The sequence below is a fragment of the Polaribacter sp. ALD11 genome, assembly GCF_002831685.1.
Classification (GTDB): Bacteria; Bacteroidota; Bacteroidia; order Flavobacteriales; family Flavobacteriaceae; genus Polaribacter.
In genome coordinates, this window is the sequence record NZ_CP025119.1 from 2,242,181 (window position 1) to 2,257,013 (window position 14,833).

Below are 14,833 nucleotides of genomic sequence, written 5' to 3' on the forward strand. Positions count from 1 at the left end.
TGTGTTATTGAAAATATAATATTTATAAACAATTACAAATTATGAAAAAATTACTTTTTTTATCAATCCTTATCTTTACACTTTCTTGTTCAAACAAAAAAGAAGTTACGCAAGTTGCAGAAGTTTCTTGTGGTCAATGTCAGTTTGAGTTAGACAGTCAAAATGGTTGCGATTTAGCAGTTCGTATAGATGATAAAGCCTATTTTGTAGATGGTTTTAATATTGATGATTTTGGTGATGCCCATGATGAACACACAGGTTTTTGCGAAGTAGTTAGAAAAGCAGCAGTTTCTGGTGTTGTAGAAAACGGACGTTTTAAAGCGACTTCTATAAAGTTGGTAGACGATTTAGAGTAAATATTTTATATACAAGAATCAAAATAAAAAAAAATCCGAAGTAAAATATTTACTTCGGATTTTTTTATACTGACAACTGAATACTAAAAACTGCTGATTAAATTAAGGCGCAGGATTTGGAATATCTGAATGTACTGCTTCAATTTCTTTTAAGGTTTCTTCAGACAACTCAATATTTATAGAATTGATATTTTCTTTTAACTGGCTCATTTTTGTTGCTCCAATAATAGTACTAGTTACAAATGGCAATTGATTGATGAACGCCAAAGACATTTCAGATAAGGTAAGTCCGTTTTTCTTTGCAATTGCTTCATATCTTTTTACAGCCTCTAGAGAACTAACACCCATATAACGTGCCGTAAAACGCGGAAACAAGGTTCCTCTCGCACCTTCTGGCTTCTTACCGTCTAAATATTTACCAGACAAAACACCTTGCGCTAAAGGCGAATATGCTAACAAACCAATGTCTTCTCTCATAGAAACCTCAGACATTCCTATTTCATACGCTCTATGAATTAGAGAATATGAATTTTGAATCGTAACGGGTCTTACTAAATTGTGTGCTCTGGCTGTTTCTAAATATTTCATGGTTCCCCAAGGAGTTTCATTTGAAAGTCCGAATGCTTTAATAGTCCCTTTTTTCACAAAATCGTTTAGTGTTTCTAAAATCTCTAAATGATTTTCGGCCTCTTTTGAGGCTGTTTTATACGGATAATCTCTAGTACCAAAACAATTTACACCACGATCTGGCCAATGCAATTGGTACAAATCTATATAATCTGTTTGCAACCTTTTTAAACTTGCTTCTATGGCTTCTGTGATGTTTTTTCTATTGAAGCCGCCAGTTCTAATATGTTTTGTATAATCGCCACCACCAGCAATTTTAGTTGCTAAAACTACTTTGTCTCTATTTCCTGTTTTTTGAAACCAGTTTCCAATAATTATTTCTGTGTCTGCATATAATTCAGGAGTTGCAGGAACAGGGTATAATTCTGCGGTATCAAAAAAATTGACACCTTGTTCTAAAGCATAATCCATTTGTTCAAAAGCTTCTTCTTGAGTATTTTGTTTTCCCCAAGTCATGGTTCCTAAACAAATTTTAGAAACTTTAATCTCTGTATTTCCTAGTTTTGTATATTTCATCTTATAAATACCTGTACGTTTATTAATTTAATCGTATAATTAATTAAAACCTGACAACGAATTTAAAACTTATTCGTCTCAAAAGCAAAAAGCGTATAATTATAAAATTACACGCTTTTTAAATTAAATATTATTTACCTTTTATTTCAAAATAGCTTCAATACCTGGTAAGGTTTTTCCTTCTAACATTTCTAACATAGCACCACCACCAGTAGAAACATAACTTACTTTGTCTGCAAAACCAAATTGCTTTACAGCTGCAACAGAATCTCCACCACCAACTAAAGAAAACGCTCCGTTTTTGGTTGCTTTGTCTATTGAATGTCCTAAAGCAATTGTTCCACCAGCAAAAGATTCCATTTCAAAAACACCTAAAGGCCCGTTCCATAGAATCGTTTTACATTTGTTTACAACCGTATCAAAAATTTCTCTAGATTTTGGGCCAGCATCTAAACCCTGCCATCCATCAGGAATTTTAGTAATGTCTATAATTTGTGTATTTGCATCGTTAGAAAAATCGTCTGCAGCAATTACATCAACAGGAATATGAACTTCAACCCCTTTTGCTTTTGCTTGCTTTAAAATAGCAAGTGCCAATTCCATTTTATCATCTTCACAAATAGAATTACCTACAGTTCCTCCTTGTGCCTTTATGAAAGTGAAACTCATTCCACCACCAATAATCAAGTGATCTACTTTGTCTAAAATATTTTCAATGACGGTAATTTTAGACGATACTTTTGCACCTCCTAAAATTGCCAAAACTGGTTTTTCAGAATTATTTAATACTTTATCTATACTTTCTATTTCTCTTGCTAGTAAATTTCCGAAGCATTTTTTTCCTTCAAAAAACTGCGCAATTATTGTTGTTGATGCATGTGCTCTGTGAGCAGTACCAAAGGCATCATTCACATAAATATCTCCAAATTTCGATAATTTCTCTGCAAAAGCAACATCTCCTTTTGTTTCTTCTTCATAATAACGAAGATTTTCTAATAATAAAATTTCTCCTGCTTCTAAGTTAGCAACTGCTTCTTCAACTTTATCACCAATACAATCTTCAACAAATTTTACATTGCAGCCAATAACATCTACCACAGATTTTACAATATGTCTTAAAGAAAATTCTTCTTGAAATCCTTTTGGACGACCTAAATGAGACATTAAAACACAACTTCCTCCTTGTTCTAAAATAGCTATAATTGTAGATTTTGCAGCCTGAATTCTAGTATTATCTGTTACTTCAAATTTATCATTTAAAGGCACATTAAAATCTACGCGAATGATTGCTTTTTTATTTTCGAAATTAAAATCTTTTAGTGTTTTCATTATGTCTTGTTTTCAACAAAAATACCTAATTCTTTAGATGTATAGAAATCGAAACCTGAAAAATTAAGTTAACGTTTGCGTAGTTCTCCTTTATTATTATCACATTTTTATAAATTGAAAGATTGCTTTCTAAAATTGATGAATTTCTGAAGAACAAATTTTATATTTGTAGATGCTTTTCAACCAAATTATAGGCCAAGAACACATAAAAAACCATCTGCAGGTTTCTGCTGAAAATGGTCGAATTCCTCATGCTCAACTATTTGTTGGTAAAGAAGGAAGTGGTACCTTACCAATGGCAATTGCATATGCACAATTTTTACTTTGCAATTCTTCGAATAATGCAGCGGCTTGTAATATAAAGTGTGATAAATTACAACATCCTGATTTACATTTTGCTTTTCCTGTAACTACAAATGATGCTGTAAAAAAACATGCAGTAAGTAATTTGTTTCTAGAAGATTGGCGCGATTTTGTTAAAAACCAACCGTATGGAAGCTTGTTTAATTGGTTACAATTTATTGGCGTAGAAAATAAACAAGGTAATATTGGCGTTGATGAGGCAGAAGCAGTTGTTAAAAAATTACAATTAAAATCTTACGAAGGTGGTTTTAAAGTGATGATTATTTGGATGGCAGAAAAAATGAACATTGCTGCTGCTAATAAACTTTTAAAACTAATTGAAGAGCCACCAAATAAAACGGTATTTATTTTAATTACAGAGAATGAAGAACATATTATAAATACCATAAAATCTCGTTGCCAAGCTTTGCATTTTCCTGTTTTAAGTGAAAATAATATTGCAAATGCTTTGATTGAAAGAGAAAATTGTTCTGAAAATGAAGCAGTTAAAATAGCACATCAGGCAGAAGGAAATTATAACAAAGCAGTGCATTTATTGCACAACGATTCTTCTGATTTAGTTTTTGAAGAATGGTTTATCGCTTGGATTAGAACTGCTTTTAGAGCCAAAGGAAATGCCTCTGTTGTACAACAATTAATAGAATGGTCTGAAACAATTGCAAAAACCGGACGAGAAACTCAGAAACGTTTTTTAGAGTATTGTTTGCAATTTTTTAGACAAGCTTTGTTATTAAATTACAAAAGTGATAACTTGGTTTTTATGGAAACTAAAACGGGTTTCGATCTTTCTAAATTTGCTCCTTTTGTACATTCTGGTAATATTTTAGACATCGAAAAAGAATTAAATGATGCCATGTTTCACATTGAAAGAAATGGAAACGCTAAAATTATTTTGTTAGACCTTTCTATGAAATTAACTCGTTTTTTACATAAAAAGGAGGAAACAGTTTCTTAGTAAACTAAATTCCTTTTACAATTCTTTCGGCAAGATACAAATCTGCAATTGTTGGGTTTTCTGGGCAAGATTTAATTTGAACGAATTCATCTCCAGATCTAACTAAACCCGTTTGTAAAACTTTAAAATATACACCACAAAAGGTTGTATTCCAGAATTTTTTAACAATCTTCATGTCGTTAAAACGAACACCTAATTTTAAACAAGGGTTTCTTGGCTTTGTAGCTTCTAAAATAGTTTCACCAACTTTAAAAGTATCTCCTTGATAAATTTTTGTTTCATCTAAATCATCAATGGTTAAGTTTTCTCCAAAGATGCCCATTTCAAAATCTAAATTAGGGTACACAGATTTCCAATATTCATAATGTTTTAGTGAATAACCATAAACTGCTTGTAGAATTCCTCCGTGATCTACTCTATTACAAATAACATCTCCTTTTACATCTTCTAGATCTAAAAAAACAGATCTTTCAACTGAATATTTAAAAATACCAGTTGTAACTAAAGTTCCCTTCCAATCAACTTCTTTTCGTTCCCCTATATTTGTTGAAATGATTTTCACAAGGCTATTTTTTAAATTTTAATAATGCTTTTTTGGTAAATTCAGATAAGACTAATTCACCAGAAACAGCAGCTCTTTCTGCTAATAAATTATTCCAATTTTCTGTTCCTTTCCACAATACTTTTTTCATTTCTATTAGAGCAACAGGATTGTAAGAGGCTAACTTAGTTGCCATAATATCTATTTCTTTATCTAACTCACTTGTAGACTCAAAAACCTTGGCATACAAACCTTTTTCTTTTGCCCAATAGGCATTTTTCCAGCTTGTTGCATCTAGCGTTAATTCTGCAGTTCCAGAAATACCTATTTTTCTAGAAACCGCTGGTTCAATTACAAATGGTCCAATTCCTATGGTAAATTCAGACAATTTTATAGACGCATTTTCTGTTGCTAAAACGTAATCACAAGCTGCTGCCAAACCAACGCCACCGCCAACAGTTTTTCCTTGAATTCTACCAATAATTAATTTACCACAAGTTCTCATAGCATTAATTACATTTGCAAAACCAGCAAAAAATTGTTTTCCTTCCTCTAGGGTTGAAACTGCAACCAATTCATCAAAAGAAGCACCAGCACAAAAAGCCTTTTCTCCTTCAGATTTTAAAATAATTAAAGAAACTTCATCATTTTTTCCTACAGAAATTAATTCTTTGGTTAACCTGTCTAATAATTCACTAGGAAAAGAATTACTTGCAGGATGTCCAAATTCTATAGTTGCAATTTTATTTTGAATATTGGTATATAAACTTCCGTTTTGTCTTATTGTGGTCATAAACTGAATTTTAAGTAAAAGTATAATAATAAATGTAAGCTCTAGCTTTGTGGATAGTTATTTTTAATCTCACGACTCTGTTCGAGGTGACGTTCGTTAGGTTTTATTCTTCTGCAAGTGGCAAAAAAGTACTTCGAAATTTAAAAACCAACGGTAAGCCTCTTGCAATAATCCAAAGTGTAAAGGCAATCCAAATGGCAATTAATTTAAAATCAAAATAATCAAATATTAATAAAGTGGGAATAAAAACCAGACCTGTTGCAAAGATTAAAAGGTTTCTTAAATATTTCATTTTTCCCATTCCTTTAAACATTCCATCAAAAATAAAGGTAATTGCATTTATAGGTTGTGTGATTAGAACAATCCAAAAAACAGTATAAAATTGTTCTAGAACTAATTCTTCTTTCGTAAATATTCTTCCAATGGAATTGTAAAAAAATAAACCAATCAACCCCATTATGAGTCCCATTATAAATCCGTATTTAAGTAGTTTATTACTTAATTGTATCAAAGATTTATAATCTTTTGCACCTAATAATTTACCAGATAAAATATTTCCTGCACTTGAGTATCCATCTATCATAAAAGCGCCTAAAAACCAAATATTTAAACTTATTGTGTATGCTGCAATGTACTCTTTTCCATAATCTGTAGCATAAGAAGTTGCTAAATACAGCGCCACATTTAAAGCAATCGTTCTTACAAAAAGATTTGAAATCATATTTAGTAACCTCGGAATTTCTGCATGAAAAGGAAAACTTATTTTTAACGAAATAGACGTTTTCTTCAATAATAAAAACAAAGAAATAACCGCCATTGTTATCTGTGCAATTACACTTGCATACGCAGCTCCTTCTATATGCATTGCAGGAATATACCCTTCGATTCCGTATACTAAAATTATATCTAAGACAATGTTTAAAGATGCACCAATTATGGCAATTATCATCGGATAATAAGTGTTTTGTAATCCTCTAAAGGTTCCGAAAACGGCAAATACAAAAAGTGCAAACGGAAAGCCAAAAATTCGAATATTAAAATAGGTAATACAATATTCTAAAATTTGACCAGAAGCATTATAAAATTCAAAAATTTGTCTAGAAAACGGATAAGAAATTGCCAAAACCAATAAGCTACCAAGAACTACAATTGCAATTGCTTGTGCAGGTAATTCTTTAACTTCATCTAATTTGTTTGCCCCTACATATTGAGAGACAATAGACGAAATAGCACTTCTTATTTGACCAAAAACCCAAATTAACATAGAAATAAAAGCACCCACAATACCAACTGCTGCTAAGCTTTCTGTTGCATTACTATCTATATTACCAATAATGGCGGTGTCTGTAATAGACAAAACGGGCTCTGCAATACCAGCAATTAAAGCAGGAATTGCTAACTTATTAATGTTCTTAAAACTAATATTTGTGCTCAAAAAAAATATCCTTTTTGCAAAGATACATATCTAAAAAATGTAAAAAAGAAAAAAATTCTCTTAAAATTAACTAATTAAGGTGGTTAAAAAATTTAAAAGCAGCGTTATATTCCAACATGCCTTTATTGGTTTTAAAGGGTAAATAACTCTTAATACCTTAGATCTGCAGGCTCAATAAAATCGATTTCTAGATTGTAAATTTCTTTTACATAACTCTTAATTTCTTCTATAAACTCGTCTAGTTTTTCTTGTGTAATATTTGTTGCTGCCTTTTTTCTAGGCAGTGCAAAATCAATTGGTAAGAAACCACTGTTTAAGTTTTTAAACGAATAAATTCCGGCTTCTAAAGGTTGAGAAAAATTATAGTTTTTACTTTTTGTATATAAGTATGCATATAATAAAACCTGAATCGCTTTTAGGTGCTTCTCATCTCGCAAGTTTTCAAGTTCTGGAACCCGTAAATTCGTACCCGTTACCATGCCTGTTTTATAATCTATAATTCTTAAAACACCATTTAACTCATCTACTCGATCTACTTGACCATGCAATTTTATAGGAAAATCGATTCCTTCAATTTCTATTTCTGCGGATAGATTTTCTTCTGTTGCAATAATTTTTAGTTTATTGTTTTCATCTTTTAGCAATTCTTTTTCTTTAGACAAAAAGTTTGAAACAAATCTGTTTGCAACTTCAAAAATTAAACGATTTTTTCCTTTAGATATGTCTCCGTTTTTAAACTGCAATTCAAAATGTTTTACCACTAAATCTTTGGCTTCTTTTTCCATTTTAGTAATAATTTCTACAGATAAAAAGGCATTTACAAAAGGGGTGTATAATTCGTCTAAAACTTCATGAACCACAGTACCCAAAGTATTAAAAGCAACGGTTTCTTCAACATCATCAAACTCTTTAATCTTTAAAATTTTCTGTTTGTAAAACGAAACAGGATTGTGCAGATAGTTGGTTAAAGCAGAGGGTGAAATTCCTTTTTCTGCCAATTCTTTCAAACGCTCAAAAGTAGCTTCATTCTTACTAATATCTTTTAATTCTTTCTTGTTAGAAATTACTTTTGGCGATATGTTTTTCTGAACAATATCTCCTCGCATCATTTCTAATTGTGTTACAAAACGGCTTTTTTCTCCACTTCCAAAAACATCATGTTCTGTATTATAAAGTATGAAAATGTTTTTTGCTCTTTGTAATAATCTAAAAAAGTGATACGAAAAAATCGCATCTTTTTCTCTATACGTTGGCAAACCAAAAGCTATTTTCACATCAAAAGGAATAAATGTATTCTGTTGTGAACTTGCAGGTAAAACACCTTCATTCGTAGATGTTAAAATTATATTCTCAAAATCTAAAACACGAGTTTCTAACATTCCCATTAATTGCAAACCTCTTAATGCTTGCCCTTGAAAAGACAAGGTTTCTGAAGAAATTAATTGTTTAAAAAACAAGGACAATGTTTTTAAATCTGTAAAATATTCATATTCTGTTTGCAGTGTTTTTAACTGTGTAAAAGCGGTATAAAAACGAAACAAGTATTCTTTTTCTAAATCTGTTACATCTTCTTTTAAAAGGTTGATTAGGTTTAAAATTCTATCTAAAAACTCGTTAATCGTTGTATAAGAACTAAAGATTGAAGAGATTGTGTCTCTTACTTGTACATCTGTATCTTTTAAAATAGTTTCTATTTGTGTTTTACTGATAAAAATATGATTTTCTTTTCCAATTTCTTCCGTAAAACTATCTACCAAAGAGTTCTTGTCTTTAGATAATAATTTATAAACAGATTGATGTTTTAAAAACCGAACAACATCTTTATGATAAAATTCATTCACAATCGTTTTTTGCAGCTTTTCTTGCGATACAAACAATTGAAAAATAGAGAATAACAAGCTTGTAGTAGGAATATCTTTTAAAGGATATCCCATAGTTATATTGATTGCATTGATGTTTTTTGGCAACGAATTTAACGTAATTGGTAATAACGTTTCATCTGCTAGAATAAGTGCCGTATTCTTAAAATCGGTAAATTTCTCTAAAATTTCTCCTGCGTATTTTATTTGGGTCGTATTTTTAGAAGCACCAATTACTTCAATATTTTTTAGCGTAGAAAAATAATTACTTAATGTTTTTAAAGGATTTTTTTCGTAATATTTCCACTCTCTTTTATATTTTCTTATGAATGTACCTGCTTGATGATTTGATTTAAAAAATGCCTCATCCAAATCCCAATAAATATCTGAATGCTCTGTTTCTAATACTTTCTGGAACAAAAACTCTTCTGCTTTATTCAAGGCATTAAAACCGATAAAAAAAAACTTTTTATGGCTATTTTCTTCAATATAACCTGCTATATTCTTACATGCTTCTCGATACATTAAACCCTGGTAACCAATCTTTCTCTCTAATAAAAACTGATATAAAGGCGGATAAAAATTATTCAACTTTTCTAAGAAAGAATAATGGTCTTTCATAAACTCGGTTTCCTTAAACGTACCCGTTACAGACCATTTTCTTAAACGCTCGATATCTCTTATGTAAATAAAAATTTCATTTGTATCTACTAGATGCTGGTCTATTTCATTAAAATCTTGCAACACCGTAAATGCCCAAGAAGAAAAAGTGTCAAAAGAGTCTGGTTCTTTTTCTAAATTTTTATAAATCGTATAAAAGTGAAACAACAATTGAATGCTATCTGCTTTTTCAATACCAGAAACTTGCTGCACAAACTGCTCTATATTTATCGTTTCTGGTAAAAAACCGACCGCTATTTTATCTTTTAATGTTTGCTTTAAAAATACTTTGGCTCTTTGAGAAGGCATTATAAACACCACATCTTCAAAAGATTTAGTCGTTTTTAAAATAGCATCTAAAGTTTCTGAAATAAAGGATTGCATCGTTTTTTTGGTATTCAATTGGTTTTCTAAATTACAAAAACTTACTTTTATACTTGTTACATCTTTAAAATTAATTTTAATGAAAGACGAATTGAAAATAATTGGAATTCAGGCTGCTTTGGTTTGGGAAAATCCTGCCCAAAACATTGCCTTTTTCGAGTCGAAAATAAAGACTTTAGAAAATGAGGTAGATTTAATTGTACTCCCAGAAATGTTTACCACAGGTTTTACAATGAACCCAGAAAAAATTGCTGAAGAAATGGATGGCTTGTCTGTTGCCTGGATGCAAAGAATAGCCAAAGAAAAACAGACTGCTATTTGTGGCAGTTTGGTAATAAAAGAACCTTTCGACAGCGTTCAAGGAGACAAATTTTACAATCGTTTGGTTTTTGTACATCCAACCGGAGAAATAGAAACCTATAATAAAAGACATTCTTTTACGTTGGCTAATGAAGACAAAGTGTATACTTCTGGTGCTGAAAAACTATTAATCGAATACAGAGGATGGAAAATATGTCCGTTAATTTGTTACGATTTGCGTTTTCCTGTTTGGGCTAGAAATACAGAAAACTACGATCTTCTTATTTTTATGGCTAATTGGCCAATTGCAAGAGTAAAAGCTTGGGATACGCTTTTAAAAGCACGAGCAATTGAAAACATGAGTTATGTAGTGGGCGTAAATAGAACAGGAACAGATTTTAATAACTATGAGTATTCTGGAAATTCTTTAATTATTGATTATTTAGGGGAAGAACTTTCTAATTTAGATAAAAATGAAGTAGGATTTATTTCTGCTAGTTTGTCTAAAGAGGAACTAAAACAAACAAGAAATAAACTTGGATTTCTAAATGATAGAGATTCGTTTAAAATTGAAAATAATGATTAGAAAGGTTAAAATTACTGATATTGATGAAGTCTTTAAACTTTACAAGGTAGCTTCTAATTATCAGAAAGAAAAGAAAACGGTAGTTGTTTGGCCAGATTTTGATAGAGAAATGGTTGCCAAAGAAATTCTAGAAAAGAGACAGTTTAAATTTTTAATTAATGATGAAGTTGCTTGTATTTGGGCAATTACTTTTTCTGATGAACAAATTTGGGGAGAAAAGAATAAGGACAGCGCAGTATACATTCATAGAATTGCTACGAACCCTAGTTTTAGAGGTAATAATTATATTTATAAAATTGTTAAATGGGCAAAAGGATTTGCTCAAAAAAAGGGGATTCAATTTATTAGACTAGATACTTTGGGTGAAAACCATAAACTTATTGAGCATTATAAAAATGCAGGTTTTAATTTTTTAGGTATCTTTAATTTAAAAGACACATCTAATTTACCAGAGCATTATAAAAAAGCACCTGTGTGTCTTTTTGAAATAGACTTAGATAAAAACTAGAAAACCTTTCCGTTCCAAAAATTTAGGAACAGAAAGGTTTTTAAAATTTATAGCTATCGCTTATCTCTATATAAGCTAGCAAACAAGTTTAGCCCTGATTGAAGTGACATCCTTTTTGTTTTTCACAAAAAGATATAACGGAAAGCAGGAAATAGCTTCTATACCCAAAAACTATTTAAGCTGGTAACATCCATTTAAAATTAAACTTTGTGTCTGGAATTACAATTCTTTCTGTAATTCTGTACATTCTGTCTGGAAGTTTCATTAAATAATCTCTTGCTTTTTCTGCTTCTGGTGTAAGATTGGTAATTTTATCTATTTCCCAAGCTGCATTTAGTTTCTTTATTATGTCTACATAATCGAAACCTGTATATACACCTATTCTTTGTGCTACTGATGAAAAATCGTCAAACAAGGTACCTTTTGCAGCATACGATTCTCTTAAGTGTAATGCTGGCATTACAATTTTGTGTTTCATCATGTGTTGAAAAGCCAACATCATTTCACTAGGATCTATCTTAAAAATTTCTCTTACAAACTCTGTATATGCTTGGTGATGACGCATTTCATCTCCTGCAATAATTTTAGACATTTTCGCCAATGCTTTATGTCCTTTTTTACGTGCAATTTTTGCTACATTGTTATGAGAAACATAGGTTGCTAATTCTTGAAAACTTGTGTAGACAAAGTTTTTGTATGGATCTGTTGATGTACCAATATCGAAACCATCTGAAATTAAATGCTGTGTTGTAATTTCTACTTCACGCATGTTTACACGACCAGATAAATACAAATATTTATTTAAAACGTCTCCATGTCTGTTTTCTTCTGCCGTCCAAGTTCTTACCCATCTTGCCCAACCATTATCTGGGTCTTGGCTTACACCATCTAAATCTAATAACCAAGATTCATAGGTTGGTAAAGCTTCTTCCGTAATTGTATCTCCTACTAAAACCACCCAAAAATCGTCATGCAGTTCTTTAGATAATTCTCTAATTTCTTCTACTTCTGTAATAAAAGAATCTTTTTGAGAATTTGGAAGAAAATCTGTTGGTTGCCAAATTTTCTCTGCAGGAATTAAGTACTTGTCCATAAAACGGTCCATACTTTTTTCTAGCGTTAACATTACTTCTTTTCTGATATTATATATAGACATAAGTTTCTATTTTATATGTTCTTTAATAACTTTTTCTGTTTTTTCTAATAACTCTTCAAAAGGTAAAGAGTTAATTTTAATTGGTTCGTGTGTTATAATTGTAATTGGGCTTCCTAAACCTAACGGAAATTTACCGTATTTAAAAACTTTCCACGAATTATTAATTGTTAAAGGTACGATATAACCTTCTTTATTGTACTTTGTTATTATTTTTAATCCGTTTGAAGCGAATTTTTTAGGTTCCCCGTCTCTACTTCTTGTTCCTTCCGGAAAAATAATTGCTCCCCATTTTTTCTCTTTAATTCGTTTAGAAAATTCCACTAAAGCTGTAATTGCTTGCTTTGGGTCTTTTCTATTGATAAGTGCTGCACCACCATGTTTTAAGTTAAAAGAAACACTTGGTATTCCTTTACCTAATTCTACTTTTGCTACAAATTTAGGATACTGTTTTCTAAAAAACCATCCTAAGGGAGCAACATCGAATGTAGATTGATGGTTTGAAACAAATACGACAGACGCATCTTCTGGTATTTTATGTTTATTTATTAACCGTACTGAAACACCAAGAATTAACATCGATTTTACCAAACAAAAGTTTAACGCATCTACCATTTTGCCGTGTGCACTTTGTCCAAATAAATTAAAACTTAACCATTGCAGTGGGTGAAATATGATTAAGATTAAGAAAAATGCCAATATAAAAATTGGTGATATTATATAACTTAGAATTTTCACTGTGTGCGTTCTTTATGAGTTTAAAGTATATCTTTAGAAAACCTTCTAGTTACTTCTAATATTTAGAAATAAAAAGTTACTATTTATATTTACTAAAACCAGTTACTCCAAGGAATTCTTGAAAGAATTAATAACAATCCTATTCCGTAAAAGACTACAAATGTTTTAAATTTTGCAGCATCTTCTGTTTTCTTCTTGTGCTTAGACCAACCTATTGTTATAAAGACAATAGCCAAAATCATCATTATTGGGTGTTCTACAGCTAACAATCTTACCGATTTTTCTTTCATAACTGCACCCGCATCTGCTTTTAAAGCTTCATACCAAGGCGACATAAAATACCAACCTAAACCTATTAATAATTGTATATGAGACACAATTAGCGCAAACAAGCCAATACGTAAATCTTTGTCTGTAAATTGTTTTTTTTGAGTTAAGCCAATAATTGCATTTACTACTGCGAATATTAATATAGCAAGTACTAAATACGCCCAATAAGAGTGTACATCTTTCATCATAATAGTTGGTTTTTTAGTTCTTACAAAGTTACTAATTTTTATGCATAAAAAAACCACCTCAGTTGAGGTGGTTTTAAAAATTAATATAATGTCAATAACTTATTGTTTAACATATTCATTTCCTGACTTTACTACAAATAAAGTCCAAACCGCATTTGCGCCATCATAAATATTAAATGAAGTTGCAAATTTTTGTCCTTCTTCTACATTAGGAAAGTTATTTAATAAAACTGTATTTACTTTTTCTAAACGCACAGATTCTAGTTCTTCATCTTTACCTGCTCTAACATCAAAATTACCATATTTACCGTTACCTACCAATTCGTAGTCTGCAGCCGTAAAAGTATATTTAATTGTGTTATCTGGTACAAATGTGGTTCCATCATGTGCAAACTGCACCGTTTCATTTATAACATTATTATATTTAGACCAATTTGCACCGTCATAAATAAAGAAAGCTACAAAACGGTATACTGTTCTTTCATCCGTATCATCATCTCCATCAATATCTTGGGTATCATTAACATATAGCTTATACATTATACCTTCAATATCTCCTGATTTTTTATTTTCATACTTAAATCTATCATTTAAAAATACAGGTATTTTCTCTAAAGCTTCATTTTCATTTGAAAACTGAGCTCTACCTTCACCCATTGCAGTATACTCATCATCTGTAATACCTGTAGACATTTCCCAATTACCATCAACTTTAATGAAACCATTTTCTAATGTTAAGTTAGTTCCGTTATAGTATTTGTATGTTAATGAAACTAACATTCTGTTAGGTGCATCTGAGTATTTAGTGTCTAAGAACGTAGTTATATCACTATAACTATCAAAATTCCCATAAGAATGACCACCTGCAGTATAATCTGCAGAACTCACTGTATAAACTTTTAAACTTTTTTCATCTCTTTTTGGAGAATATAATTTAAATGTAGTTTTAACATCTGTACCTTCCCCGTATAGTGAAAACTTAGATACTAAGAAATCTGGTAACATTGTCTTTGCATCCTCAAGGTTGCTAAAGCTTCCAAAGTTTAAGGCTAAAGCAGCATAATCATCTTCCTCTAAAGCATACTCAAAACTACCTACGTTTGGCGCATCTGGTATTGCATCAATTTCGTTATGAATGTCTTCTAATGGGTTACAACTTGAAAAAGTCACAACTAAAATGGCGAATAAATAAATTATTTTTTTCATTTTATT

At 30.7% G+C, this 14,833-nt stretch carries 14 protein-coding genes; 4 read left to right on the plus strand and 10 right to left on the minus strand.

Annotated elements, in window-relative coordinates; all coding sequences use genetic code 11:
• Positions 1–41: 41 nt before the first annotated feature.
• Positions 42–356, plus strand: a complete 315-nt coding sequence (locus CW731_RS09850; RefSeq protein ID WP_100946564.1) for a DUF6370 family protein — start codon at positions 42–44, stop codon at positions 354–356.
• Positions 357–458: 102 nt separating this feature from the next.
• On the opposite strand, the gene CW731_RS09855 is transcribed toward CW731_RS09850, so the two are convergent.
• Both CW731_RS09855 and pgk read right to left on the minus strand, forming a co-directional pair.
• Entirely contained in the window at positions 459–1,499 is a 1,041-nt protein-coding gene (locus tag CW731_RS09855) for an aldo/keto reductase (RefSeq protein WP_100946565.1), read from the minus strand.
• Between the two features lie 141 nt (positions 1,500–1,640).
• Positions 1,641–2,828 carry a phosphoglycerate kinase gene (pgk, locus tag CW731_RS09860; protein WP_100946566.1) on the minus strand — a complete coding sequence of 396 codons (1,188 nt, stop codon included), beginning with the start codon at positions 2,826–2,828 and terminating at the stop codon, positions 1,641–1,643.
• Positions 2,829–3,000: 172 nt separating this feature from the next.
• On the opposite strand from pgk, the gene CW731_RS09865 reads away from it, so the two are divergent.
• Positions 3,001–4,146 carry a DNA polymerase III subunit delta' gene (locus CW731_RS09865; protein WP_100946567.1) on the plus strand — a complete coding sequence of 382 codons (1,146 nt, stop codon included), beginning with the start codon at positions 3,001–3,003 and terminating at the stop codon, positions 4,144–4,146.
• A gap of 4 nt (positions 4,147–4,150) precedes the next feature.
• Here CW731_RS09865 and CW731_RS09870 read toward each other — a convergent pair whose 3' ends face one another.
• From CW731_RS09870 to CW731_RS09885, 4 genes are all read right to left on the minus strand, one after another.
• Positions 4,151–4,708, minus strand: a complete 558-nt coding sequence (locus CW731_RS09870; RefSeq protein ID WP_100946568.1) for an MOSC domain-containing protein — start codon at positions 4,706–4,708, stop codon at positions 4,151–4,153.
• A gap of 4 nt (positions 4,709–4,712) precedes the next feature.
• Positions 4,713–5,480, minus strand: a complete 768-nt coding sequence (locus CW731_RS09875; protein ID WP_100946569.1) for an enoyl-CoA hydratase/isomerase family protein — start codon at positions 5,478–5,480, stop codon at positions 4,713–4,715.
• A 103-nt stretch (positions 5,481–5,583) separates the two neighbouring features.
• Positions 5,584–6,915, minus strand: a complete 1,332-nt coding sequence (locus CW731_RS09880; protein ID WP_100946570.1) for an MATE family efflux transporter — start codon at positions 6,913–6,915, stop codon at positions 5,584–5,586.
• A gap of 149 nt (positions 6,916–7,064) precedes the next feature.
• Positions 7,065–9,818 (minus strand): PD-(D/E)XK nuclease family protein, encoded by a 2,754-nt coding sequence (locus CW731_RS09885; RefSeq protein WP_100947675.1) that lies wholly within the window; start codon positions 9,816–9,818, stop codon positions 7,065–7,067.
• A 79-nt stretch (positions 9,819–9,897) separates the two neighbouring features.
• On the opposite strand from CW731_RS09885, the gene CW731_RS09890 reads away from it, so the two are divergent.
• Both CW731_RS09890 and CW731_RS09895 read left to right on the plus strand, forming a co-directional pair.
• Positions 9,898–10,704 (plus strand): amidohydrolase, encoded by an 807-nt coding sequence (locus tag CW731_RS09890; protein WP_100947676.1) that lies wholly within the window; start codon positions 9,898–9,900, stop codon positions 10,702–10,704.
• On the plus strand, positions 10,697–11,212 hold the full coding sequence (locus CW731_RS09895) for a GNAT family N-acetyltransferase (RefSeq protein WP_100947677.1): 516 nt from the start codon (positions 10,697–10,699) through the stop codon (positions 11,210–11,212). Before CW731_RS09890 ends, CW731_RS09895 begins: the two co-directional genes overlap by 8 nt.
• Before the next feature lie 175 nt (positions 11,213–11,387).
• Here the strand turns inward: CW731_RS09895 and CW731_RS09900 are convergent, their stop codons facing one another.
• The 4 genes from CW731_RS09900 to CW731_RS09915 form a co-directional block, all read right to left on the minus strand.
• A complete protein-coding gene (locus CW731_RS09900; protein ID WP_100946571.1) occupies positions 11,388–12,368 on the minus strand; it encodes an acyl-ACP desaturase in 981 nt (326 codons plus the stop codon).
• Between the two features lie 6 nt (positions 12,369–12,374).
• Positions 12,375–13,103 carry a 1-acyl-sn-glycerol-3-phosphate acyltransferase gene (locus CW731_RS09905; RefSeq protein ID WP_100946572.1) on the minus strand — a complete coding sequence of 243 codons (729 nt, stop codon included), beginning with the start codon at positions 13,101–13,103 and terminating at the stop codon, positions 12,375–12,377.
• Positions 13,104–13,195: 92 nt separating this feature from the next.
• On the minus strand, positions 13,196–13,618 hold the full coding sequence (locus CW731_RS09910; RefSeq protein ID WP_100946573.1) for a hypothetical protein: 423 nt from the start codon (positions 13,616–13,618) through the stop codon (positions 13,196–13,198).
• A 102-nt stretch (positions 13,619–13,720) separates the two neighbouring features.
• Entirely contained in the window at positions 13,721–14,827 is a 1,107-nt protein-coding gene (locus CW731_RS09915; RefSeq protein ID WP_100946574.1) for a hypothetical protein, read from the minus strand.
• Positions 14,828–14,833: the final 6 nt, after the last annotated feature.

What these genes read in the sequence shown, in the direction of transcription:
- CW731_RS09875 (WP_100946569.1), bottom strand. Translation starts at nt 5,480, where the DNA reads ATGACCACAATAAGACAAAACGGAAGTTTATATACCAATATTCAAAAT.
- pgk (WP_100946566.1), bottom strand. Translation starts at nt 2,828, where the DNA reads ATGAAAACACTAAAAGATTTTAATTTCGAAAATAAAAAAGCAATCATT.
- CW731_RS09900 (WP_100946571.1), bottom strand. Translation starts at nt 12,368, where the DNA reads ATGTCTATATATAATATCAGAAAAGAAGTAATGTTAACGCTAGAAAAA.
- CW731_RS09850 (WP_100946564.1), top strand. Translation starts at nt 42, where the DNA reads ATGAAAAAATTACTTTTTTTATCAATCCTTATCTTTACACTTTCTTGT.
- CW731_RS09895 (WP_100947677.1), top strand. Translation starts at nt 10,697, where the DNA reads ATGATTAGAAAGGTTAAAATTACTGATATTGATGAAGTCTTTAAACTT.
- CW731_RS09915 (WP_100946574.1), bottom strand. Translation starts at nt 14,827, where the DNA reads ATGAAAAAAATAATTTATTTATTCGCCATTTTAGTTGTGACTTTTTCA.
- CW731_RS09855 (WP_100946565.1), bottom strand. Translation starts at nt 1,499, where the DNA reads ATGAAATATACAAAACTAGGAAATACAGAGATTAAAGTTTCTAAAATT.
- CW731_RS09910 (WP_100946573.1), bottom strand. Translation starts at nt 13,618, where the DNA reads ATGAAAGATGTACACTCTTATTGGGCGTATTTAGTACTTGCTATATTA.
- CW731_RS09865 (WP_100946567.1), top strand. Translation starts at nt 3,001, where the DNA reads ATGCTTTTCAACCAAATTATAGGCCAAGAACACATAAAAAACCATCTG.
- CW731_RS09890 (WP_100947676.1), top strand. Translation starts at nt 9,898, where the DNA reads ATGAAAGACGAATTGAAAATAATTGGAATTCAGGCTGCTTTGGTTTGG.
- CW731_RS09885 (WP_100947675.1), bottom strand. Translation starts at nt 9,818, where the DNA reads ATGCAATCCTTTATTTCAGAAACTTTAGATGCTATTTTAAAAACGACT.